Annotated in this window: 17 protein-coding genes; 13 read left to right on the plus strand and 4 right to left on the minus strand. The window is 62.6% G+C overall.

The window, feature by feature from the left end:
* From infB to JZY06_RS01315, 6 genes are all read left to right on the plus strand, one after another.
* Positions 1–2,207, plus strand: a 2,207-nt coding sequence (infB, locus tag JZY06_RS01290; RefSeq protein WP_242516426.1) for a translation initiation factor IF-2, incomplete at its 5' end; no start/stop codon positions are given.
* A gap of 390 nt (positions 2,208–2,597) precedes the next feature.
* Positions 2,598–3,029 carry a 30S ribosome-binding factor RbfA gene (gene rbfA / locus JZY06_RS01295; RefSeq protein ID WP_207117767.1) on the plus strand — a complete coding sequence of 144 codons (432 nt, stop codon included), beginning with the start codon at positions 2,598–2,600 and terminating at the stop codon, positions 3,027–3,029.
* An 86-nt stretch (positions 3,030–3,115) separates the two neighbouring features.
* Positions 3,116–4,135: a DHH family phosphoesterase gene (locus tag JZY06_RS01300; protein ID WP_207117770.1), complete on the plus strand. Its 1,020-nt coding sequence runs from the start codon at positions 3,116–3,118 to the stop codon at positions 4,133–4,135.
* A gap of 233 nt (positions 4,136–4,368) precedes the next feature.
* A complete protein-coding gene (locus JZY06_RS01305; protein WP_207118297.1) occupies positions 4,369–5,664 on the plus strand; it encodes an MATE family efflux transporter in 1,296 nt (431 codons plus the stop codon).
* Between the two features lie 186 nt (positions 5,665–5,850).
* Complete coding sequence (locus JZY06_RS01310) at positions 5,851–6,660, plus strand: metallophosphoesterase family protein (protein WP_207117773.1); 810 nt, start codon at positions 5,851–5,853, stop codon at positions 6,658–6,660.
* On the plus strand, positions 6,647–7,324 hold the full coding sequence (locus JZY06_RS01315; protein ID WP_377768922.1) for a 4'-phosphopantetheinyl transferase family protein: 678 nt from the start codon (positions 6,647–6,649) through the stop codon (positions 7,322–7,324). Before JZY06_RS01310 ends, JZY06_RS01315 begins: the two co-directional genes overlap by 14 nt.
* A gap of 97 nt (positions 7,325–7,421) precedes the next feature.
* Here the strand turns inward: JZY06_RS01315 and truB are convergent, their stop codons facing one another.
* A complete protein-coding gene (gene truB, locus JZY06_RS01320) occupies positions 7,422–8,351 on the minus strand; it encodes a tRNA pseudouridine(55) synthase TruB (protein WP_207117778.1) in 930 nt (309 codons plus the stop codon).
* A gap of 56 nt (positions 8,352–8,407) precedes the next feature.
* Between truB and JZY06_RS01325 the strand changes: the two genes are divergently transcribed.
* The 3 genes from JZY06_RS01325 (at position 8,408) to JZY06_RS01335 (ending at position 12,749) form a co-directional block, all read left to right on the plus strand.
* On the plus strand, positions 8,408–9,391 hold the full coding sequence (locus JZY06_RS01325; RefSeq protein ID WP_207117781.1) for a bifunctional riboflavin kinase/FAD synthetase: 984 nt from the start codon (positions 8,408–8,410) through the stop codon (positions 9,389–9,391).
* 276 nt (positions 9,392–9,667) lie between these two features.
* Positions 9,668–9,937, plus strand: coding sequence for a 30S ribosomal protein S15 (gene rpsO, locus JZY06_RS01330; RefSeq protein ID WP_207117784.1), 270 nt, complete (start codon positions 9,668–9,670; stop codon positions 9,935–9,937).
* 574 nt (positions 9,938–10,511) lie between these two features.
* A complete protein-coding gene (locus JZY06_RS01335; protein ID WP_207117787.1) occupies positions 10,512–12,749 on the plus strand; it encodes a polyribonucleotide nucleotidyltransferase in 2,238 nt (745 codons plus the stop codon).
* Positions 12,750–12,961: 212 nt separating this feature from the next.
* On the opposite strand, the gene JZY06_RS01340 is transcribed toward JZY06_RS01335, so the two are convergent.
* Entirely contained in the window at positions 12,962–13,795 is an 834-nt protein-coding gene (locus JZY06_RS01340) for an alpha/beta fold hydrolase (protein ID WP_207117790.1), read from the minus strand.
* A gap of 745 nt (positions 13,796–14,540) precedes the next feature.
* Here JZY06_RS01340 and JZY06_RS01345 point away from each other — a divergent pair.
* The 4 genes from JZY06_RS01345 (at position 14,541) to galK (ending at position 19,999) form a co-directional block, all read left to right on the plus strand.
* Positions 14,541–16,211: a sodium:solute symporter family protein gene (locus JZY06_RS01345; RefSeq protein WP_207117793.1), complete on the plus strand. Its 1,671-nt coding sequence runs from the start codon at positions 14,541–14,543 to the stop codon at positions 16,209–16,211.
* Positions 16,212–16,266: 55 nt separating this feature from the next.
* On the plus strand, positions 16,267–16,515 hold the full coding sequence (locus tag JZY06_RS01350) for a cell wall anchor protein (RefSeq protein ID WP_207117795.1): 249 nt from the start codon (positions 16,267–16,269) through the stop codon (positions 16,513–16,515).
* 945 nt (positions 16,516–17,460) lie between these two features.
* A complete protein-coding gene (gene galT, locus JZY06_RS01355) occupies positions 17,461–18,633 on the plus strand; it encodes a galactose-1-phosphate uridylyltransferase (protein ID WP_207117798.1) in 1,173 nt (390 codons plus the stop codon).
* 121 nt (positions 18,634–18,754) lie between these two features.
* Positions 18,755–19,999, plus strand: coding sequence for a galactokinase (galK, locus tag JZY06_RS01360; RefSeq protein ID WP_207117800.1), 1,245 nt, complete (start codon positions 18,755–18,757; stop codon positions 19,997–19,999).
* 778 nt (positions 20,000–20,777) lie between these two features.
* On the opposite strand, the gene JZY06_RS01365 is transcribed toward galK, so the two are convergent.
* The gene (locus JZY06_RS01365) at positions 20,778–22,565 is read right to left on the minus strand and encodes an amino acid ABC transporter ATP-binding/permease protein (protein WP_207117803.1); all 1,788 of its coding nucleotides are present in this window, start codon (positions 22,563–22,565) and stop codon (positions 20,778–20,780) included.
* Complete coding sequence (locus tag JZY06_RS01370) at positions 22,566–24,335, minus strand: ABC transporter ATP-binding protein/permease (protein WP_207117806.1); 1,770 nt, start codon at positions 24,333–24,335, stop codon at positions 22,566–22,568.
* Positions 24,336–24,446 lie beyond the last annotated feature (111 nt).

Here is a 24,446-nt window from a genome sequence, read left to right on the forward strand (position 1 = left end):
CCGGCGGGGCGCCCAAACCGGGCGGCGCCGCCCGCCCGGAGGGCGGACGCGGACGCGGTGACCGTGACGGCGCACCGCGCAGCCCCCGCCCCGGCGGCGGCGAGCGACCCGGCGGCGGCCACAGGCCCAGCCCGGCGATGATGCCCTCGCACCCGAACCCGTCGGCCATGCCGTCGAAATCGGCGGCCGGTGGCCGCGGTGGCGGATCGGGTCGGCCGGGCCGTCCCGGTGGCGGCCCCGGCGGTTTCCGCGGTGGCGGACGCGGCGGACGCCGCGGCGGCACTGCAGGTGCGTTCGGACGCCCCGGTGGAGCCCCGCGCCGTGGACGCAAGTCGAAACGGCAGAAACGCAACGAGTACGAGTCACTGCAGGCACCCAAGGTCGTCGGCGGTGTGCACCTGCCCGACGGCAAGGGCCAGACACTGCGGCTGCGCCGCGGTGCGTCCCTGGGCGATTTCGCCGACAAGATCAACGCCGATGCATCAGAGCTGGTGCAGGCGCTGTTCAACCTGGGCGAGATGGTCACCGCCACCCAGTCGGTCTCCGATGAGACACTGACGCTTCTGGGCGATGAGATGAACTTCAAGGTTGAGGTCGTCTCACCGGAAGATGAGGACCGTGAGCTGCTCGAATCCTTCGACCTGCAGTTCGGCGAGGACGAGGGCGGCGAAGAGGAACTCGAGGTCCGTCCCCCGGTGGTCACCGTCATGGGTCACGTCGACCACGGTAAAACCCGTCTTTTGGACACCATCCGCAAAACCAATGTGGGCGGTGGCGAAGCCGGCGGTATCACCCAGGGCATCGGTGCCTACCAGGTCACCGTCAAGGACCCGGAAACCGGCAGCGACCGGCGGGTAACCTTCCTGGACACCCCCGGCCACGAGGCGTTTACCGCCATGCGTGCCCGTGGTGCCCAGTCCACCGACATCGCGATCCTGGTGGTCGCCGCCGACGACGGTGTCATGCCGCAGACGGTGGAAGCGATCAACCATGCGAAAGCGGCCGATGTGCCGATCGTGGTGGCGGTCAACAAGATCGACAAGGAAGGTGCCTCCCCGGACAAGATCCGCGGCCAGCTGACCGAATACGGTCTGGTTCCCGAGGAATACGGTGGCGACACCCAGTTCGTCGACATCTCCGCCAAGCAGAACCTCAACATTCCGGAGCTGCTGGAAGCGGTGCTGTTGACCGCCGACGCGGAGCTGGATCTGCGCGCCAACCCGGACATGGACGCCCAGGGTGTGGCCATTGAGGCCCACCTCGACCGCGGCCGCGGCCCGGTGGCCACCGTCATCGTGCAGCGCGGTACCCTGCGTGTCGGTGACTCGATCGTGGCAGGCGACGCCCACGGACGTGTGCGCCGCATGGTCGACGAGTTCGGCCACGACGTTGATGAGGCAGGACCTGCCCGCCCGGTACAGGTGCAGGGTCTGTCCTCGGTACCCGGTGCCGGCGATAATCTGCTGGTGGTTGAAGACGACCGGGTTGCCCGGCAGATCGCCGACAAGCGCAACGCCCGCCGCCGCAACGCCATGCAGGCGAAAAACCGCAAGCGCGTGTCGCTGGAAGATCTGGATGCGGTGCTGAAGGAAACCTCCACCCTGAACCTGATCCTCAAGGGCGACAATGCCGGTTCGGTGGAAGCCCTGGAAGAAGCACTGCTCAAGATCGAGGTCGACGACGAGGTTCAGCTCAACATCATCGACCGCGGTGTGGGTGCGATCACCCAGACCAACGTCTCCCTGGCCGCCGCCTCGGATGCGGTGATCATCGGCTTCAATGTCCGCTCCGAGGGCAAAGCCACCGAAGAGGCCAACGCCGAAGGCGTCGAGATGCGCTACTACTCGGTGATCTACCGGGTCATCGAGGACATTGAGCAGGCTCTCAAGGGCATGCTCAAGCCGATCTACGAGGAAAAGGAAATCGGCCGCGCCGAAATCCGTGCCCTGTTCAAGGCATCCTCTGTCGGTCTCATCGCAGGCTGCATGGTCGAATCCGGCAAGGTCCGCAGAAACGCCACCATCCGCCTGGTCCGTGACGGCAACGTCATCGCGGAAAAGGCCACCATCGAGTCGCTGCGCCGCGAAAAAGACGACGCGACCGAGGTTGCCGCCGGCTACGAATGCGGCATGGTGCTGTCCTACCCGGACATCCAGGTCGACGACATCATCGAGGTCTACGAAATGGTCGAAAAGCCGCGCGACTGATCCCGCGGCCCCGGATTCCCGCCGCCTCGCACCCCGGTGCCAGGCGGCGGGCAACCGCAAAGAAAAAATCCACCACATGATGTGGCCCCTGTGATACCTGCGCCCGCCGCCGGTGACACCCCGCCAACCCGGCGGTGTCACCGGCGGCGGGTGTTTTTTCTTTTTTCCTTCACGCAAAAAATACTCCCGGTGCCCCGGTGCCCCGGTGCCGGATTCACACCGGGCTGACACGGCACAAGCCGCGGCATCCCCGCCCGGGTGTTCGTGCAGCTGTCGTATCGACATACCCCGGCGGAGTGGGAGCGGGCCGGCAGCGTTGACTAAAGTCGTGGGCAGACAACCGAAGATGACGTGAAGAACAAAACAACACCTACCAAGGAGATGATCGCCGTGGTCGACCACGCACGGGCAGCCCGGATGGCCAAAAGAATATTGACGATTGTGGCCGACGCCATCGAGCGCGAGGTCAAAGACCGCCGTTTCGAATACGTCACCATCACCGACTGCCGGGTCACCGGGGATCTGCACGACGCGACGGTGTTCTACACGGTCCGCGGTGAGACCATTGACGCCGACCCCGATGAAGACGCTGCCGCCGAAGCCTTCAAACGCGCCCGCGGCCAGCTCCGCAAAATCGTCGGCGACCAGCTGAGTGTCCGCTTCACCCCGACACTGACCTTCACCCTGGACACTGTTCCGGAAACCTCGGCGGAGATGGAGGAAATACTGGCCCGGGCGCGCGCCCGCGACGAGGAAACAGCCCGGCAGCGGCAGGGCAAAAAACCGGCCGGTGATGCGGACCCGTACAAAAAGACCGACTAGACGCAGCTGTGTCCACCCCGGCCGGCGCATTTTTCACCCCACCCATCACATGAGCACCCCACCCCCGGGGGAGGAGAGGCACCACAATGAGCGGCAGTAACCCCCACCTGTGGGCGGATGAGAGCGCCTTCGATTTCGGCGCTGTCGACGAGTGTGTCGCAGGCGCACGCGCCGTGGCGGTGATCGGCCACATCCGCCCCGACGCCGATGCCATCGGTTCGGTCAACGCGCTGGTGGAGGTTCTCGGCAACCGCGGTATCGATGCCAAAGGTTTCATCGGCTACCGCGGGCAGATCGATGCCACTTTGCGGAGCCTGCCGGGAACCGGGCGCATCAGTTTCACCGGTAGTCTGCCGGGGAAATTCGACACGGTCATCACCGTTGACTGCGGGGATCTGGGCCGGACCGGCCTTATGGCCGATGCGGTGGGACAGAGGGGACAGGCCGGGCGCCTGGTGGTGATTGACCACCACGCCACCAACCCCGGGTTCGGCAGCCTCAATTGCGTGGCCGGCGGCTGGGAATCAACCACCCTGCTGTTGTGGCGGTGGTTTGTCCACTCCGGTGACTCCATCACCCCGACGATTGCCCACAACCTGTATGCGGGACTGGTCTCGGACACCGGGTCGTTCAGATGGGGAAGCGCGCGCATGCACGTCATGGCCCGGGCAATGGTGGAAGCCGGGGTTGATTCCCGGGCTATCGCCACCGATCTGTTTGACCGCACCAGCGTCGGTGATCTGGCGCTGAAAGGGCGGATTCTGGCCGGGATGCGGGTCGTTGAGGTAGCCGGTACCGGCTACCGGTTTTGTGCTCTTGTCGCCGACCATGACACCATCGCCGGGCACACTATGGCGGCGGTGGAATCGCTGTGCGGGACAATCCGGGCGGTGGACGGCACCGACTTCGGCGTCCTGGTCAAAGAATATGTGCCGGGAACCTGGCAGGTGTCGTTTCGCTCCTCCGGGCTTGTGATCAGCCCGATTGCCGTTCGTCTGGGGGGCGGCGGACATGATCTCGCGGCAGGCTGCACCATTGTTGCCGACAGTGCTGACGCGGTTACCGCCACTATTGCCGAGGCAGCCGGGCAGGAATTGTCCGGCTAAAGGCAGGGCCGCGGCACCGTGTGACGGCGCCGCGGCGGTTTGTCCCGTGGAGTAGGGTGTAGCCGGTGAATCGGGGCGCCCCACCGTGACCGGGGGCTCCGGTCGGCATATCCGTCCGAAATGTCAGGTTTTTCAAAAAAGGAGATCCAAGCACCGCCGTGTCACAACAAAGCCCGGAGGAGAAGTCTCCTCAGCCAACCGACCGGACAGCCACCGGCCTCGAGGGAACCGATCTGAACAAGGTCGGGGTGTGGGATGTGCTGCGCCTGGCCCTTCCCGCCTTGGGTGTGCTGGCGGCAACACCGCTGTACCTGCTGCTCGATACGGCCGTGGTCGGCCGGTTGGGGGAGGGGGACCTGGCGGCTTTGGGCGCGGCCACCACCATTCAGGCGGTGGTCACCACCCAGCTGACCTTCCTGTCCTACGGCACCACCGCCCGGGCGGCCCGGCTGTTTGGGGCGGGACGGCAAACCGACGCCATCGCCGAGGGCGTGCAGGCAACCTGGGTGGCCGTCAGCGTCGGTGTGCTGCTGGCGGCGATCATCGTGGTGGGTGCCCCGCAGTTCACCCTGTGGCTTGCCGCCGATGAGTTTGTTGCCGCGGAAGCCACCACCTGGCTGCGGGTGGCCGGCTGCGGTATCCCGCTGATCCTGATGACCATGGCCGGAAACGGGTGGCTCCGCGGGGTGCAAAACACCCGCCTGCCGCTGTATTTCACACTGGCCGGTGTTATTCCCTCAGCAGTGCTGGTGCCGGTGCTGGTGGGCCACCACGGCATTGTCGGCTCGGCGTGGGCCAACCTCATCGGGGAGACAATCACCTCGCTTGCTTTCGTGGGTTGTTTGTACCGCTGGCACCACGGCTCGTGGACACCACAGCCGGCGGTGATGAAAAAACAGCTGGTCATGGGGCGGGATTTGATCGCCCGTTCGCTGAGCTTCCAGATTGCCTTCCTGTCCGCGGCGGCTGTCGCAGGGCGTTTCGGCTCCGCTTCCCTGGCCGCCCACCAGGTGCTGCTGCAGCTGTGGAGTTTCTTGACGATGGTGCTGGATTCACTGGCCATTGCCGCCCAGGCTCTCATCGGGGCTGCGCTGGGCGGGGCGAGTGCGAAACTGGCCCGCGATGTCGGCTACCGCATCACCGTCTGGTCCACCATGCTCGCCGCGGTAATGGCCGTGATCTTCGGTGCCGGGTACACGGTCATTCCGCGGATATTCACCCAGTCGCCGGGGGTGCTGGCGGCCATGGCCACCCCGTGGTGGCTGATGGTGGCCATGATTGTCATCGGCGGTGTGGTCTTCGCCCTGGACGGGGTGCTGCTGGGCGCGGGCGATGTGGCCTTTTTGCGCAACGCCACCATTGCCGGTGTCCTGATCGGTTTCGTGCCCGGGGTATGGCTGGCCCTTGTCTTCGATGCCGGGCTGACCGGTGTGTGGATGGGGCTGGTGGTGTTTATGGTGCTGCGCCTGGGCTTTGTGGTGTGGCGTTTCTCGTCGATGAAATGGGCCCGGCAGGGTGTGGACAGGTAACGGGCGGGCCGGGGAAATCGACACACCCTGAGAAGGCGCCGCATTGAAAAAGGACACATCCCACTTGGTGTGGCGCATCAACCCACCGGGGCCGGTGTCCTGCGGCATAATGGTTTCCGTCGGCCATCCGCCGCGGGGCGCGGCAGACAACAGATATCGGCGCGGGCAACAAGGAGGTGACCGCCGGTGAAACACACTCTGTGGGCGGTCGCGGACCTGCACGGGGCAGTCAAAGACAACCGTCCGATGATTGATTCGATTGCCCCGGACAACCCCGCCGACTGGTTGATTGTGGCCGGTGATGTCGCCGAACGCACCGAACTTGTCACCGAGATCCTCTCCTCGCTGCGCAGGCGTTTCGCCACCGTGGTCTGGGCGCCGGGCAACCACGAGCTTTTCTGCCGTTCCACCGACCGCCACCAGGGCCGGGCCAAATACGACGAATTGGTGGCGGCCTGCCGCTCGATTGATGTACTCACCCCGGAAGACCCGTTCCCCATGTTCCACGGGGTGACGGTGGTGCCGCTTTTCACCCTCTACGACTATTCCTTCCGCATGGCCGGGATGAGCGTGGAGCAGGCTGTCCAGGCCGCCCACGACCGGCAGGTGGTGATGACCGACCAGTTCGCCATTGCCCCCTTCGTCGATATCCGTGCCTGGTGCTGGGACCGGCTGGCGTATTCGGTGAAAAGACTCGGCAAAATCTCCGGGCCGACTATTTTGGTCAACCATTGGCCGCTGGTGATCGAACCGGTGGAAAAACTCGCCTTCCCCGAATTGTCGCTGTGGTGCGGTACCCGGCACACCAGAAGCTGGGGCGCGCGCTACGGGGCGCAGGCGGTGGTCTACGGGCATCTGCACACCCCCGGCATCACCACCGTCGACAATGTGCCGCATATCGAGGTTTCTCTGGGCTATCCGCGGGAATGGCGCCGCGAGCGCCCCGACTGGCGCTGGCCCTACCCGGTCATGGAGGTCGATGATGGCCGCCCATGACCTGTTCCCGCAGTCAGCGAAGCTGAGATGGATTCTCAGACACGGTGACAACGAGTCCCTCGAGCATCTGCCGGGGTTGTTCGACGAAGAGAAAACACTGGTGGAATCCAGTGTCATCGTGCGCAAATCACAGTTTGCCGACGCCCGCTGGTGCGCCCACCGTGCCCTGGAGGAGCTGGGGATCGGCGCCGGGAAACCCATCACCCGCGGTAAACGGGGCATGCCGGTTTTTCCCCCGGCGGTGACAGGTTCGATCACCCATTCCGGTGGTTTCAGGGCCGCGGTTGTCGCCCCCCGGAGGTTTGTCGCCTCGATCGGCATTGATGCCGAACCCGCCGAGGAACTTCCCTACCCGCTGGTCTATTCCATCGCCCGGGACAATGAGCAGCGGCAGATCGCCCGGCTGCGTTGCCAAGGCCTGGGATATGCCGACCGGCTGCTGTTTTGCGCCAAGGAAGCCACCTACAAAGCGTGGTTCCCGTTGACCTTCCGGTGGCTTGATTTCGATCAGGCGGAAATAGACATCCGCACGGACGGCACCTTCATCTCTTATCTTCTGGTCCGCCCCACCCCGGTGCCGTTTATCGCCGGCCGGTGGACGGTCAGCAACGGGTTCGTCATTGCCGCCACCAGTGTCCCGGCCGCCGATATGCTGAAATCCTAGAAATACCGGCCATCCCGATCGGTGAGGTGTTATTCCGGCGGGCGTTTGCGCTCACCCCCGGCCCCCGGAGGGGGATGGGGCGTAACCGTGAAAAATCCTAAAGGGTGGACGGGCGCGCCACGAACACCGTGGCCAGCCGTTTGCCGGATTCTTTGACCAGCGCCACTGTTTTCCCGTCCGGGCCGACAGCTGCGTGCACACCCGTCAGCCCCACAGGGTCAAGCCACTTGCCCTGGGCGAGGGCACGGGCCTGGTCGGCGCTGACATCAAAGCGCGGGTAGCAGCGGGCCAGGGCCTCATCGATGGTGATTGTCACCGCCGGATCGGCTTCCAGCTGGTCGATCGTGATTGCTTCCCCGATGGTGAACGGGCCGACGGCGGTTCTGCGCAAACTCCCCAGATGCGCCCCGGTCCCGGCAGCCTGCCCCAGGTCGCGGGCCAGCGCCCTGATGTAGGTGCCGGAGGAACAGTCAACCACCACATCCACATCGGCATACCCATCGTGGACCCGGACATCGGAGACGACATCCAGACGGCTGATGGTCACCGGGCGGGCCGGAATATCGACTTCTTCGCCCTCACGGACCCGCTGGTGGGCGCGTTTGCCGGCGATTTTGATGGCACTGACACTGCTGGGTTTCTGCATGATATCGCCGGTGAAGCGACCGGCCAGCTCGTCGATGGTGGCGCGCGTGAGTCCGGAGGCATCGGCCCGGGAGGTTTCCTCGCCCGCGGCATCCTCGGTGGTGGTGGTCATCCCGAAACGGATGGTGGCCCGGTAGGTCTTGTCCAGCCCCACCAGATGGGCCAGGGTTTTGGTGCCCCGGTTGATGCCGGTGACCAGCACCCCGGTGGCCATGGGGTCGAGGGTTCCGGCGTGACCGACCTTTTTCGTTTTCATCGCCCGCCGGGTTGTCGCCACCACGTCATGGGAGGTCAACCCCTGCGGCTTGTCGATAATGACCAGTCCTGAGTCGGCCAAAGGGTCGGTCGGTCTGGCAGGGCGCGGGGAATCTGTGGTGTCCATGATTTAAAAACCCTACCTGCTCTGCCGGTGGCGCCCATCACGTAGTGTGTTGTGACGTGGATATTTGGTACGGACTCGACGAGGTTTCCCCCGGTTCAACCGGAAGCGTCGTCACCATCGGCGTTTTTGACGGTGTGCACCGCGGGCACAGGGCCCTGATCACCGATGCGGTCACCCGTGCCCGTGAGACGGGTTCGGCTGCGGTGTGTCTTTCTTTCGACCCGCATCCGCTGTCGGTGATCGCCCCTGACCGGATGCCACCGCTTCTGGCCCCGGTCGCGGAGCGTAAACACCTGGTCGAACAACTCGGGGTCGACCACATGCTGGCCCTGGAATTCACCCGTGATTTGGCGGCGATGTCCCCGGCGGAGTTTTTCTCCCACATCCTGGTTGACACCCTCGATGCCCGCGCGGTGTTTGTTGGCGCCAACTTCACGTTCGGCCACCGGGCGTCGGGCACCACTGAGACACTGAAGGATTTGGGCCGGGCCTACGGGGTGGATGTGGTTGTCCATGATCTGCTCACCGACACCAGCGGCCGTACCGTCAGTTCCTCCACCATCAGGACAAGCCTCAGCCGGGGCGATGTCGCCGACGCCCGCCGGCTTTTGGGACGGCCGTTCGCGGTGACCGGAACCGTGGCCCGGGGGGCGGGACGCGGCGGCCGGGAGCTGGGCTACCCGACGGCGAACCTGTATTTTCCCGACAGCTGCGCGATCCCCGCCGATGGGGTTTACTGCGGCTATTTCACCATCACCGGCAACGAGGCTGTCGATGGGGACATGCAGCCGGGTATCCGTTACCCCACGGCGGTCAGTGTCGGGACCAACCCGACCTTCAATGATGTGCGGCGCTCGGTGGAGGCCTTCGTGCTCGACCGGGACGCCGATCTGTACGGCAGGGAAGTCACCGTTGAATTCATCGACCGTATCCGCGGCATGGAAAAATTCAACGGTGTCGATGATCTGCTGGCCGCCATGGACCGGGATGTGAAAAAAACCCGCGCCATCCTGGACAATGAGGCGCACAGCGCCGGGTGACAGTGCGATCGGGGGTGCCCCGGAACAAAATCCATTGGCGCCGCCGGGCAAAAGCCGCACCGTCGGCGCCGGATGCCGGGGAGCTGCCGCCGGACACCGGCACAACCAACCGATTGGTCTGGTCGGTTCCGGTTGTGGTAGTCTTCCCCAGTCCGGTCGACTGCGGTCCACAGCAGTTTACCGGCACCGGCCAGACATAAAGGGCCTGGGAATTCCCGGGGCCACCCGGCCGGTTGTGTTCATGTGGACTGAAACACTTTCAAGGAGTAACCAACCATGGCGCTGTCCGCCGCACAGAAAAAAGACATCCTCAAAGAGTTCGGCCTGCACGAGACCGATACCGGCTCCCCGGAAGCACAGGTTGCCCTGCTGACCCAGCGCATCCGCGAACTCACCGAGCACCTGAAGACCCACAAGCACGACCACCACTCCCGTCGTGGCCTGCTGCTGCTGGTCGGTCGCCGCAAGGGCCTGCTGAAGTACCTGCAGTCCAACAACGTCGAGCGCTACCGTGACCTCATCTCACGTCTGGGTCTTCGCCGCTAAAGGTTTTTTCAGCACATACAGACCTTTCCCGCCGACCGTGGTTTTTCATTGGAAAAACCACGGTCGGTTTTTGTGTGCCCATCATCGTTGGCGGCGGGTGGTACAAAGCATCCGCGGCCACCGCCGCTGGGCCGGCATCCGTATCCGGTAGTAAATATGCCGGCACCGGGTGGACCCGCAGGAGACCTGCCGGGTGTTTAGGGGCTAGCCACCAACCGGCTCTGCGGTCTGGTTGTGGGGAGGGCCGGTGAGGGGTGTGCGGCGGGCACGGACAGTCGCAGGAGGGGGTCGGTTGTGTCTGTCGTGCGGGTAGATGGCGGGGGAGGGGACAAACCATACCCAGTTGCGGACGGTGCAGGTCGGGGTTGATTTGTTCGTCCCACCGAAGCTTGCGCCGACAGCCGGCGGGCCTGATGGGTGTCCAGCGGGTACGCACCTGTGATTTTCACTGGTAGTGTGTCTCTCGAGCCTTCAGTACTTAAGAAGTAAGAGCAGCACAGAATGAACCTGCGCACGGCGGCACCGATGATCGCCGGGGATGAAGGCAGGAATCCATAAGGAGAAAACAACGTCCATGACTGACGTTCAGTACATTGAAGACGAATACGGGGTGGGCTTTGTCGAGGCGCCCATCGACAACGGGGATTTTGGCCAGCGGGTCATCCGCCTGGAGACCGGGCTGCTGGCCCGCCAGGCCGGCGGTTCCGTGACCGCCTACCTCGACGACGACACCATGATGCTGGCCACCACCACCGCCAGCTCCAATCCCCGGGAAGGCTTCGATTTCTTCCCCCTGACCGTCGATGTGGAAGAGCGCATGTACGCTGCCGGCCGCATCCCCGGTTCCTTCTTCCGCCGCGAGGGACGGCCCACCACCGACGCCGTTTTGGCCTGCCGTCTCATTGACCGCCCGCTGCGTCCGACCTTCACCAAGGGTCTGCGCAACGAAGTGCAGTGTGTGATCACTGTTTTGTCGATCAACCCGGAAGACATGTACGACGTGGTGGCCATCAACGCCGCCTCCGCCGCCACCCAGCTGTCGGGACTTCCGGTTTCCGGTGCCGTCGGCGGTGTCCGTATCGCCCTGATCGCCGATGAGAAGCACAAGAAGGGCCAGTGGGTCGCATTCCCGACCTACTCGCAGCACAAAGACGCCCTGTTCGAAATGGTCGTTGCCGGTCGTCTGGTGGACGGCAAGAAGAAGGGCGACAAAGACGTCGCCGTCATGATGGTCGAAGCCGGTGCCACCGAGCATGTCGCCGACAAGATTGCCGAAGGCTACCCGGCCCCGACCGAAGCGGTCGTCGCCGAAGGCCTGGAGGCCGCCAAGCCCTTCATCAAGGTTCTCTGTCAGGCGCAGGCCGAACTGGCCAAGCACACCGCCAAGGACACGCAGGACTTCCCGCTGTTCCCGCCCTATGAAGACGATGTTCTGGCTGCCGTGGAGAAAATGGCGTCCAAGAAGATCGAAAAGCTCATGTCCATCCCCGGCAAGCAGGAGCGCGACGACGCGACCGCCGAGTACATGGATGAGGTTGTCGACAAGCTTGCCGACAAGTTCGGTGACGAGCGCGAGAAGGAAGTCCGCAACGCCTTCAACGCGGTGACCAAGAAGATTGTGCGCCGCCGCATCCTCACCGACCACTTCCGTATTGACGGCCGCGGTGTCAAGGACATCCGCCAGCTGGAAGTGGAAGTCGATTTGATCCCGCGGGCCCACGGCTCCGCCCTGTTCGAGCGCGGTGAAACCCAGATCCTGGGCGTGACAACCCTCGATATGCTCAAAATGGAGCAGCAGATCGACTCGCTGTCGCCGGTGACCTCCAAGCGCTACATCCACCACTACAACTTCCCGCCGTACTCCACCGGGGAAACCGGACGCGTCGGCTCGCCGAAACGCCGCGAAATCGGCCACGGCGCTCTCGCTGAGCGCGCCCTGGTTCCGGTTCTGCCCAGCCGGGAACAGTTCCCCTACTGCATCCGGCAGGTCTCCGAGGCTTTGGGCTCCAACGGCTCAACCTCCATGGGGTCGGTGTGCGCCTCGACCCTGTCGATGCTCAACGCCGGTGTCCCGCTGAAAGCCCCGGTTGCAGGCATCGCCATGGGGCTGGTCTCCGACGAGGTTGACGGGGAGACCCGCTATGTGGCACTCACCGACATCCTCGGCGCCGAGGACGCTTTCGGTGACATGGACTTCAAGGTTGCCGGTACCGAAGAGTACGTCACCGCCCTGCAGCTGGACACCAAACTTGACGGCATCCCGTCGAAGGTTCTGGCCGGTGCCCTCAGCCAGGCCCGTGACGCCCGCCTGGAAATCCTGGCCACCATGGCCGATGTGATCTCCCAGCCGGATGAGCTGAGTCCCTTTGCTCCCCGCATCGAGACCATTCACGTCCCGGTCTCCAAGATTGGTGAGGTCATCGGCCCGAAGGGCAAGATCATCAACCAGATCTCCGAGGACACCGGCGCGAATATCTCCATCGAGGATGACGGAACCGTCTACGTGTCCGCCACCGATGGTGAGTCGGCGCAGAAAGCCATCGACCAGATCAACTCGATCGCCAATCCGCAGCTGCCGAAAGTTGGGGAGCGTTTCCTCGGCACCGTGGTGAAAACCACCAACTTCGGTGCCTTCATCTCCCTGCTGCCGGGCCGTGACGGCCTGCTTCACATCTCCAAGATCGGCGGCAAGCGCCGTATCGAGAAGGTGGAGGATGAACTCAACGTCGGTGACCAGATTCAGGTCGAGATCGCCGATATCGACAACCGCGGCAAGATCTCGCTGATCCCGGTTGACGAGGACAAGAACTAACCCTCCTGCAAACCGCCGGCCACCGGCTCAACCGGTGGTCGGCAGCTTGAGCTAAAAAAGACCCCTGTCGTGCACGATCACCGTGCACGGCAGGGGCTTCCTTTGTCATCCAGTGCGGTGGGCTACCGGAAAACACGGTAGAGCCGGCTTGAACAGGTCGCGGGTTTTTTCCACAGCCTTCGATGGGCCGGTGCGGGTGTCACGCAGCCGGTCTACGAGCCGTTCCAGACCTGGTCGAAAAATGAACCCAGCTCTTTGTTGAACACCGCCGGTTTGGTGAGCATCGGCATGTGCACAGCCCCATCGATGACCACCTGCCGGGCCCGGGGGTTTTTCTCTTCCAGATAGCCGTAGATGTTCGACAGGGCTTTGGGAAAGTCATCCGAGCCGCGCACCAGCAGCATGGGGGGATTGGCCGGGTAGCCGTCGATGTCGTGGACCTTTGCGAAAGCGGAAAAACCCAGACTCAAAAAAACTTTTCTGCCGCTGGCGTAGATGGCATCGCCGATCTCTTGTTGCACTGCCTTGTCTTTCGAGCAGGCTTTCGCACTCAGCTTCGACATCATCCGCCAGGGGATGAACCGGTAGATGAATCCGGATGATTTCTGCATGATTTTCTCGCTGGTGGGGCGTTTCCTGTGCTGGCCCCAGGTGCCGATAATCACCAGTGCTTTCACCCGCTGCGGGGTACGGAAGGTGTATTCCTGCAACGGATTGCCGCCCCAGGAGTGGCCGACCAGCGCGGCCTGCTCCATGTGGAAGTGGTCCATGATGCGGTCCACGTCACTGATGGCGCCCTCGAAGTCGGGGAGTTTCCCATCCTTCATCGTCGAGGCACCCTGACCGCGGACATCGACGAAAACAAGATCACAGTCGGGGAATTGATCATACTGATTGCGCCACATGTCCTTGTTACCGCACGCCCCGTGGTAGAAAATGACCCACCGGCGGCCACCGTCGGGACGGACCCGTGCCGGGCGGTGATACACCCGGAGCCTCGCCTCGGGGGTGTCGATGATCTCTCCTGAAAGCCATGAACCAGTCATGCATCAATAATAAACAAAGCCAAACCTAACATGCGCCACGGGTGTGCCGTGTTCACCATCCTGCGGGAGGCTCTTGCTGCAAGGGCCTTATTCGCCCCGCACCACTGGTGCCCGGGCGGCCCCGCATGCCGGGGAAAAATCGAAAGAACCAATGACCGCGAAAGTGACCCGCGCGGTGACCTGTGCCGGGGAAAGAGTTGTCGCGGTCCCGGGCCAAGTGAGGGGCAGGATTATTGTCCGGCCCACCCCCGAAAAAGGTGCACAATAAAAAACATGGCGGGTTGGCCATCTGTGAAATTCATAAAACTTAAACCTGTCTGACAACTATGATTTTGGCACTGCAGTGGTTCCGGTGGTTTATTCACACATGTGGGTGGTGCCATTACTGCGTTCTGGGCAGTCCGGCAGTCGTGCTGTCACTGGGTATGGCCAGTGGTAGGGGTGAAATTTATCCGTGAGGGATGACAAAAAATAGTGGTGGGGGCGTTTTCCATGCATGATCTAAAGTGTGATGAATCGCTCAGTGGATATTAATTCACACTTACTTCACAAGCTTGCCAAGCCTGCAAACAGCATATTTCCCATTATGAGACATGTTCGAAAATGTTTGTTCCCCTGCTGTGTGGCGGGTGTTGTCGGTGCGGATTATTGAAGCGCCTGTCTGACAGGAGTAACTTTCGACAGCGGGTCCCGAGGATGCCCTCCGGACATAAAGCTATTGTTTCCACCAGAGGAGATGCGGCGCATGATTCTCGCGCAAGACAACCTGCTCAGACTTGATGTCCATGCCATGGACTATCTGATCATCTTCATCTATTTCGCCTTCGTCCTGGGCATCGGTTGGGCAGCCCGGTCCAAGGTGTCGAGTTCCATCGACTTTTTCCTGTCCGGGCGTTCCCTGCCCGCATGGGTGACCGGTCTGGCGTTCATCTCCGCCAACCTCGGTGCGGTGGAGATTATCGGCATGTCCGCCACCGGCATGCAGTACGGCTTCCAGACCATGCACTACTTCTGGATTGGCGCTATTCCGGCCATGGTCTTTTTGGGCATCGTGATGATGCCGTTTTACTACGGCTCGAAGGTGCGCAGTGTGCCCGAGTTCATGCTCAAGCGTTTCGGACCGGCCGCCCATTTGGTCAACGCCATCTCCTTCGCCGTCGCGCAGCTACTGATTGCCGGTGTGAACCTGCTGCTGCTGGCCAAAATCGTCAACGCTATTCTCGGGTGGTCGCTGGAGGCCACCCTCGTTGTTGCCGCCATCATCGTTCTCAGCTACATCACCCTCGGCGGGCTGTCAGCAGCCATCTACAACGAGGTCCTGCAGTTTTTCGTCATCGTTGCCGCCCTGGCGCCGCTGACCATCATCGGTTTGAACCGGGCCGGCGGATGGCAGGGGCTGAAAGCCGCTATTCCCGAATCGCACTTCCACAACTGGCCCGGCTCCGACATTTCCGGGTTCGATAACCCGATCGTGTCGATTATCGGCATCACCTTCGGCCTCGGCTTCGTGCTGAGCTTCGGCTACTGGACCACCAACTTCGTTGAAGTGCAGCGTGCCATGGCCTCGGATTCCCTGTCGGCTGCCCGCCGCACCCCGATCATCGGCGCATTCCCGAAAATGTTCGTTCCCTTCATTGTCGTCATCCCCGGCATGGTTGCCAGCGTGATCGTCTCCGAGTACGTCGAGGGCAAACCCGGTGTCAAACCCAATGATGCGATGCTGCTGTTGATGCGTGACCTTCTGCCCAACGGGTTGCTGGGCGTGGCCATCGCCGGTCTTTTGGCCGCGTTCATGGCAGGTATGGCCGCCAACATCTCCGCATTCAACACCGTGATCTCCTACGACATCTGGCAGACCTACGTTGTCAAAGACAAAGAAGACGGCTACTACCTGCGGTTTGGTCGTCTGGCCACGGTTGTCGCCACCGTCATTGCGGTGTTTACCGCATTGATCGCCCAGAACTTCGGCAACGTCATGGATTACCTGCAGACGTTGTTCGGTTTCTTCAATGCCCCGCTGTTCGCCACCTTCATTCTCGGTATGTTCTGGCGCAAGATGACACCTTCCGCCGGTTGGATGTCGCTGGTGTGCGGCACCCTGGCTGCCGTCATTTACTGGGTGATCTCAAAATTCATCATCACCGGTGATAGTGGTGTGTTCAACCTGACCGGCCAAGGCACCGCCTTTGTGGCCGCTTCCCTGGCGTTTGCCACAGCGATTGTGGTGGCCATTGTTGTCTCCCTGTTCACCACCCCCAAACCCCGGAATGAACTGGTCGGCTTCGTTTACTCGGAAACCCCCAAGGAAGTGCGAACCGATGTGTTGGAGGCCTCCGCACCCTGGTACAAGCGCACTGTTCCGCTCGGCATGCTGTGCCTGGCGATGGTGATCTGTCTCAACGCCATCTTCGCCTGATTGACCCGCAGTTTCCATCCCACAAACTTTTCCAGTTAGGAGTTGTGACCACACCATGGCACGCAAAAAAACCGCGGGTGCATTCGACATCCGCAATATCATCGGCCTGTTGCTGGGGCTGTACGGCATTCTCCTTGTCATCAGTGCCGCCCTGCTCGATCCGGGCGTGAACCCCGACACCAACATCGCCAAGTCCTCCGCCGACAACCTGTGGGTCGGCGTGGTGATGATCATCGTCGCAGCGGTGTTTTTCGTCTGGACCAAACTCAAGCCCATTGTGGTGGCTGCCGAACCGGAGAAATGATTCTCACCAGGTTGTCACCGGCTCTGCCTGTACTGGCCGTCCGGTGACATCCAGGCAATCGATCAGCTGTCACGGCTGACGGCTGCACCCGTGATCCCCACCCCGCGTACCCCCGTTTCCGGCAGGGGTACGCGGGTAAAACAATTGTTCTATTAATGGGTTTTTTCGGCGGCGTTGCGCCGTCTTGCCGCATCTGTGGGGTGCCCGGCGGTTGACCGCCTGTTGCAGCGCGGTGAAATACCTCAGAGGTGTCGGTTTGAGGGGCAACGGCCCACCCCGGTTTCTGGCCGGGTGTCAGCCGGTTGATGTGCTCCGGGTGGTTTGTGCAAGGGGTTGTCACTGCGCAGCGTGGGGGCTTGCCGGGTCTGCCGAGGTTTTGCTGTTGGCTGCTTTATGCTCACCCGGGCAGGGGCCGGCGGCCCGGTGGGTGTGGATGGGGCGGTCCTGTTGACCGTGGGGACCTCGCACGGTCATTTTTGGCTTTTTCCGCGGTTAAAAATAGCGGGCGCATGCCCGTCGTCCGGCCGCGGGTATTTTTGTCCGGTTGTTCGGCTGGATCCGTCACAAGACTCCCGCGGGAACTCCGGGGCACGGGATCGGCCAGGGGGAGTGAACAGTCTTTTCGGCGGGACTTTGTGATCTTTTGCTGTGGTGGGGTGGGGAGGTTAAAAATGTCCGGATTCAGCTTTGGGCAGTGGTGGTGCTGGTGGTGTGCGGGTAGGAAAACGACCGACGAAGACGTTTCGGAAGCCTGGCTGGCGGGGCGAAAAAAGTGAGGTTTGTCATGAAAGGGCTTCAAGAGCCTGTGTGAACGGGTTTTCGCACGCGTTGTGGTGGCTGTGCGGGGGTGAAGTGATTAACGTTGGGGGTAAAGCGCGACGCATGTGTGTCCGCCCGGAAGACATCCGACTTTTACAGATTTCAGGAAAGGTCTTTGTAACGACCATGAGTGACAACGGCACCGTCGAATACACCGGTGAAGACAAGCTGGTGCGCATCACCCGCACCACGCTCGCCGACGGCAGGGATTTGATCTACTTCGATGACACCGACCCGTATCTGTCGGGGGAGAGCACACGTGAGCTGTCCGACCCGCGGGATCTTCCCGAAGCGTCGACGCTGTCGGAGATGCGCCGGGACCCGTTGACCGGTGACTGGACTGTCATGGCCGCCCACCGGATGAACCGAACCTTCATGCCGCCGGCCAATGAAAACCCGCTGGCCCCGTCAAAGGAAGGGCAGCTGCCGACAGAGGTTCCGGCCGACGACTACAACGTGGTGGTCTTCGAAAACCGTTTCCCCTCGTTTTCACTGCACATGGATGTTCCCGACGACTACGACACCACCGTTGACGGGGAAGAAATTTTCGTGCGCCAGCCGGCGAAAGCCCGCTGCGAGGTTGTCTGCTTCGATCCGGATGTCAACCACTCGTTCCGTGATCTGTCGGTCAAACGTGCCCGCACCGTGATCGAGGTGTGGGCCAACCGGACCAAAGAACTCTCCGCCATCGACGGCATCCGCCAGGTCTTCCCGTTTGAAAACCGGGGCGCCGAGATCGGGGTGACCCTGCAGCACCCGCACGGCCAGATCTACACCTACCCCTACCTGCCTGCCCGGACAGCAGCGATTGTCCGCCGGGCCAAAGCACACCGGGAGGACACCGGCCGTGATCTGTTCGAGGATGTGCTGGCCGCCGAGAAACGCTCCGGCAAGAGGATTGTCGCCGAAACGGAATACTTCACAGCTTTCGTTCCGGCGGCCGCGAAATGGCCGGTGGAGTTGATGATCATGCCGAACCGGGATGCCAAGGATTTCGCGGATCTGACCGGTAAGGAAAAAGATGACCTGGCGGTGCTCTACCTGGACATGCTCGCCAAGGTCGACAACTTCTTCGAAGGGGTTGAAAAAACGCCCTACATCGCCGGCTGGAATCAGGCACCGGTGGGTGAGGACCGCCAGTACGGCCGCTTCCACCTGCAGCTGTTTTCGCTGATGCGCTCCCCGAACAGGATGAAGTTCCTGGCGGGATCCGAATCCGCGATGGGCGCCTGGATCTCCGACACCACCCCGGAGCGGATCGCCGAAACGCTGCGCAACGCCCCCGGCCGCAGCAAATAACACTGTCCACCGGACTCCGGCCGCCCATATCCCGGTGGTCCATTGGCCACCGGGACAAGCGGAACAAGAAAACACACCACCACACATTCCAGAACCCACGGTTTGAAAAAGGCGAGAATCCATGTCAGTTGATTTCGTTTCCACCCGCTCCGACCAACAGTCCGCGGCTGATGCGCGCAAGCTGTTTGCGGCCACTTTCGATACAGAACCGGAAGGAGTGTGGGCTGCCCCGGGAAGGGTGAATCTGATCGGCGAACATGTCGACTACGCCGGCGGTATCTGTCTGCCGTTCGCTCTCACCCAGGTCACTGTTGCCGCCATGTCCAGGCGGGAGGACCGGGTGATCTCCATTGCTTCGGTGATGCCCGGTGGAACCGAGGCCAACACCTTCGAGATCGATCTCTCGGAGGTCGGCCCGCAATCCCCGGCCAACTGGGCAGGGTATGCCGCCGGATCCGTGTGGGCTGCCGTGGAGGCCGGGTTGATGCCCGCCACAGGTTTCAATATCGCCCTGGTCAGTGATGTTCCGCTGGGTGCGGGACTCTCGTCATCGGCTGCCCTGGAATGCTCGGTGGCTCTTGGCGCGGTGGAACTGGCCACCGGAAAAGCACCTGATGCGGACATCCGCGAAAAACTGATCGCCTGCTGCATCCGCGCCGAAAACGAGGTGGTCGGTGCCTCCACCGGGGGACTGGACCAGACGATCTCGCTGCTGGGCACGCGGGGCCATGCCCTGGAGATCGACTACGCGGACAACTCCACCACCCAGGTTCCGGCCGACTTCGCCGGAAATGATCTGGCGATTCTGGTGATTAACACCAACGCCCCGCACTCTCTGGCAGACGGCCAGTATGCCTCCCGCCGCGGGATCATTGATCAGGTCACGGCTGCTCTGGGAGGCAAGTCGCTGCGCGATGTTGCCCAACCGGTGGAAAAAGCCCGCGAGTGGGCGGTCACCCATACCCCGGATACCGACGACAAGGACGACTTCCTCAACATGGTCGGTCGCCGGGTACGCCACGTCGTCTCCGAAATCGAACGCACCGCAGGAGCTGTCGAGGAACTCAAACGGGCGGACTTCAAAGCATTCGGTGTATCCATGTGTGCCTCACACGCGTCACTGCGCGATGACTACGAAGTCACCTGCCCCGAACTTGATTCGGCTGTTGACGCGGCCATGGAGGCAGGTGCTCTGGGCGCGCGGATGACCGGTGGTGGTTTCGGCGGGTCGGCTATCGCCCTGATTCCGGCGGATACCGTCGATAAGGTCGCTGAAGCAGTCGCCGCTGCTGCAGCTGACAACAACCTCGCCACACCGGAATTTTTGGTGGCTGTTCCCTCCGATGGGGCCCGCAGACTTCAGTAGGAATAACCCGCGCCGCCTTCCCTTCCGGCACAGCCACCGGAAGGCCGTCGGCACCAACCAGACGACCGTCACCCGCGTCCGGAGTCCCGGCAGTAAACCGGATCCGGACGCGGGTGCCGCGTATGTCCGCACCCCCGAGGTGTTTGACCTCCCGTTGAATCTTGGGTGTCGGGTTTTTCCAGCCTGTGGGAGGGCAGCTGGTTTTATCTGCAACCACTTACCCGGCCGTGGCTTGGCGTGCACCTGGTGGACTGGTGGCGGGTGGGTGCCGGTCGGTGTCTGTGTCCGCGGGGAACTTGTGCGGCGGGGGTGTGGGGCGGTGGGGAAACCGGCGTGGGGTGCTGGTGGGGAAAATCTGTCGGGCAGCTTTTGCGCGGGTGCTGTTGCTTGTTCTGCTGCCGGATTCGACCTTTGTCCCGGAAAGGCTGATAGACCCCTGGATGAAAAGATGAATAAGTGACGGGGTTTAATCCGCTGTGTGCTGGCCCGCCGGGTTTTCGGCCGCAGGCAAGTAGGCTTGCCACCGCGCCAAGCGGGAACAGGTCAACCGTGGGCGCAATATTGGGCTGCTTTTTATGGCCCGCATGTCGTTCAGCCGCACGCCGTGGGGCGCATTCGGTTATGACCCGACACCAAAACCCACCCGCTGGTGCGGGACAACCCTGTGTGCACGGGTGAAAAAGACTGCTGGCACACAGATACCGGGGGACTGGACCGGCCGGGCAGGTACGCTGCTGTACCGCCCGGTGGGTTTTTCAGATCCCGGCCGCAGGTTTTTTTAGGACACCCGCTGTTCTATCCGGTTGAGCATCGAGTCCGCGGTTGCCCGCAAATCGCCGGCTGATCCGGTTTCGACGATTTTTCCGGCGTCGATGACCACCACGTTGCTGTTGTCGTCAATGGCGTCGACGCGGTGGGTGATCTCCAGGACTGTGATGCCCAGCTGTTTGATTCTGCTGCGGACAGTGTTTGCCGTGATTTCATCCAGCTGGCTCAGTGCTTCATCGATGATGAGGATGTCCGGTTGGCCTGCCAGCGCCCTTGCCAGCGCGAGCCGCTGCAGCTGGCCACCCGACAGGCTGGAACCGCGTTCCGAAATTTCTGTGTCAAGACCCTGGTCGGTGGATTCCACCCAGGTCCTGAGATCCGCGGCTGTCAGCGCCTGCAGCAGCTCCCCGTCGGTGGCATCGGGTTTGCGCAGCGACAGGTTCTCCCGGATGGTTCCGCTGAGCATGGTGTCACGTTGGCTCGCCACGGCCACTTTCCGCCGCAGATCCGTCAGCGCCAGCTTGTTGACCGGGGTTGTGCCGATGGTCACTGTCCCGTGGTCGGGGTCCCAGCCGCGCAGCACCATGGCCGCGACGGTTGATTTACCGGATCCGGACACCCCGACCAGATAGGTCCATTGGCCGTCCGGGGCGGTCAGCGACACAGCGTCGAGAACTTTCCGCGTGCCGTTGTAGCTGAAATCAACCGATTCCAGGCGGATGCTGTTTTCTGCCGGGACAGGTTCTGGATGGGCGGGTGGAAGAACTTTCGGGGTGGCGGTGATGATCTGGTGGATTCGTGCCGTGGCGGCGAAAGCGGCATCCAACCCGGAGGCGAAATCGTCGATTCCGTTGATGGGCCCCCACAGGGCCACTGACACCGCCACCGCAATGGCCATCGATTGCGGTGGGGCACCGGTGGCAGAAGCCACTGCAACCACCGCGATGACGTTGGCTGTTTGCAGCAGCATCTGCAGGCCGTTTTTCATTCCCTGGGTTTTCGCGGCCGTCATCCGGGATGCGGTGAGACTTCCACCCAGCTCGGCCACCCCCGCCAGGCGTTGTTTGTTCAGGTCGAAAGCGAGGATTTCTTTGATGCCCTGCACATCATCGGTGAGGTGGGTGGCCAGTTTCCCGCGGTCGGCGGCGATGGCCCGGGCACCTTTCCAACTGGTTTTCATGCTCAGCAACGGCAGCACCACCACCAGTATCACGGTGGCGGGAACCAGCGCTGCAGCCACAGCCCACCCGGCGGTGGTTCCCAGCCACAGCAGAGTAATCAGGGGAACCAGAATCGCCGAGACCGCCGGCGGGAAGGTGTGGGCGAAAAACACTTCTATCCGGTCGATGTCGCCGGTGGCGCGCTGCGCGAATTCCGCCCCTGCCTTGCCCTGGGTTGCGGCCGGGGCCTGGGGAACCAGATGGCCGAAGAAATTGACCCGGAGTTTGTGCAGGGCGGAGAAAGCCACCAGGTGACCGGTGTAGTGCTCGACGTAGCGGAGAAGCGCTTTGATGATGGCGATGGCCGCCATGACCGGAAGGATGATGTGCAGGCTCGTTTTGTAGCCGATTGCCGCATTGACCACGGTGGTGACCGCCACCACCAGCAGGGTGATGGTGAGAATCTGGCCCAGCACGCGGGCGACGACCGAGATACCCAGCGGCCAGACCAGAGAGCCGACCTGAGTGAACAACCACCTGGTCAATTCCCGGCGCGACGGGGTGTCATCGGGGAGTGTGCTGTGGGCTGCCCGGGTGTTGGCGGCGGCTGTGACCTGTGTTGAAGCTGCGCTGGTCATTTATTTGGCCTCCGGTGGAACGGAACTGTCGGCGGTATCCGCCGGTGGATCGGCGGGTCCGATGGGAATGGTTCGGTCGGCGGCGCCGATGGCCCCCGGCCGGTGGGCGATCATAATGATGGTGCGGCCCGCCGACAGGCGGTCGAGGGCTTTCAGAATCGCTTTCTCGCCGGCTATGTCCACCTGACTGGTCGGTTCATCCATGATCACAATCGGGGCGTCACGCAGGGCCGCCCGGGCGATGGACAGGCGTTGTGCCTGTCCACCGGACAGCAGTGCCCCCTGCTCACCGACCTCGGTGTCAATGCCGTGGGGCATGGCTGCCACCTCATCGGACAAGCCCGCAAGTTCAAGTGCCTGCCAGAGTTCTTCCGGGGTGGCCCCCGGTTTGGCTGCCAGCAGATTGTCGGCAATTGTCCCCATGAACAGGAAAGTGCGCTGTTCGATCACGGCCAGCGAGCGGCGGATCACATGCGGATCAGTTGTTCCCAGGTCGTAGCCGTCGACAATGACGTTTCCCGCAGCCGGGGTGAGATGAGCCTGGATGACCGACGACAGTGTTGATTTGCCGATACCCGAAGGGCCGACCAGGCAGACTTTCTCGCCCGGGGCGACTGTCAGATTGAAGTTCTCCACCACCGGTTTCGCCCCCGGCCAGCCGACGGTCACCCCGGAGAAAACAACCGATCCTGCCACCCCGGTGCGTTCCGTTCCGGTGGGACGGACGGTACCGTTGCCGGGTTTGGCTGCCAGGAATTGCGAGATTCCCGCCTGGGCCGCCCGGCCGGCGATACCGACATAGAAGAACATGCCGACGACATCGATGGGGCCGACAATCAAAATGGTGGCGAGAATAATCGCCAGCGCATCCCCCATGTCAACGGCCCCGTCCCGCAGGCGCCAGACACTGATTCCGGTGGCCGCACACACCACCGACAGGTAGAAGGACGCGTCGACGACAAAGATCAGCAGCTGGTTGGAGGCCAAAAGCCGCATGATTGTGGAGCGGTGTTTCTCCCCGCGCTCCTCAAGCTCATCGGCTGCTCTTGCGGCGGCATTGGCGTAGACCAGCATCGGCAGTGCCTGGATTGATTCCAGGAAAGCGGCTGTCAGCTTCGCCTGGGAACGGCGGTACCGGGCGCCCACCGGCCGGGATATTTTCTGGAAACCGCCGATGAGCAGCGGCACCAGGAGAAGAAACAGGACGAGGATCCCGGCGGTTACCGGATCAATGAACACGGCCACAAGGGCCAGTGAAAACAGCGGGGTGGTGAGGTTGCCGATAATCGGCCCCAGGAAACCCGCCCGGTAGTGGGCGGTTTTCTCCACCGACGACGTCAGCATCGACAGAATCTGTCCCGTCGACCGGCCGCCGGTCGGTACCCCGAGGGAAAACAGTTTTTCCATCAGTACCTGCCGCAGCGTGTTTTCCGCCCGGGTCGCCAGCCACTGGGCCAGGATTGTCGCCGCGGTGTTGCACACCACTGCACCGCCCGCGGCAAGAAAAAGGAAAACAAAAATTCCCGTACCAACGGGCTGACCGGCCACCATCCGGTTGAGCACGGTGCCGGTGCCGAGAAAAAGGAAGAATTTCGATCCGGCTGTCAGCCAGGCCAGTGCCACACTGGCGGCAGTGGACCATGGCGGAAGAGCCTGCTTGACCTCATCTGCCAGGGGAACTTTCGGCGGCCGCCCGCCGTGCGGGGAACCAGATGGTCGACCTGTGCCGGCGTGGCCCGGCCCGGTGGATGGGGGTGCAGCGGTGGTCACGGTGGAATCCTTATTTCAGCTGACGGCAGGAGACAAAACAGGGTGCGCACGGTGTACAGGGGAGAAAAACACCGGGCGGAGGTTTAATTTACCCCAGCCTAACCAGTGGCG

Source organism: Corynebacterium mendelii (genome assembly GCF_017307055.1).
Classification (GTDB): Bacteria; Actinomycetota; Actinomycetes; order Mycobacteriales; family Mycobacteriaceae; genus Corynebacterium; species Corynebacterium mendelii.

Coding starts and splice junctions, on each gene's coding strand:
- JZY06_RS01300 (WP_207117770.1), top strand. CDS start 3,116: ATGAGCGGCAGTAACCCCCACCTGTGGGCGGATGAGAGCGCCTTCGAT.
- JZY06_RS01315 (WP_377768922.1), top strand. CDS start 6,647: ATGGCCGCCCATGACCTGTTCCCGCAGTCAGCGAAGCTGAGATGGATT.
- truB (WP_207117778.1), bottom strand. CDS start 8,351: ATGGACACCACAGATTCCCCGCGCCCTGCCAGACCGACCGACCCTTTG.
- rpsO (WP_207117784.1), top strand. CDS start 9,668: ATGGCGCTGTCCGCCGCACAGAAAAAAGACATCCTCAAAGAGTTCGGC.
- JZY06_RS01335 (WP_207117787.1), top strand. CDS start 10,512: ATGACTGACGTTCAGTACATTGAAGACGAATACGGGGTGGGCTTTGTC.
- JZY06_RS01340 (WP_207117790.1), bottom strand. CDS start 13,795: ATGACTGGTTCATGGCTTTCAGGAGAGATCATCGACACCCCCGAGGCG.
- JZY06_RS01345 (WP_207117793.1), top strand. CDS start 14,541: ATGATTCTCGCGCAAGACAACCTGCTCAGACTTGATGTCCATGCCATG.
- JZY06_RS01350 (WP_207117795.1), top strand. CDS start 16,267: ATGGCACGCAAAAAAACCGCGGGTGCATTCGACATCCGCAATATCATC.
- galT (WP_207117798.1), top strand. CDS start 17,461: ATGAGTGACAACGGCACCGTCGAATACACCGGTGAAGACAAGCTGGTG.
- galK (WP_207117800.1), top strand. CDS start 18,755: ATGTCAGTTGATTTCGTTTCCACCCGCTCCGACCAACAGTCCGCGGCT.
- JZY06_RS01365 (WP_207117803.1), bottom strand. CDS start 22,565: ATGACCAGCGCAGCTTCAACACAGGTCACAGCCGCCGCCAACACCCGG.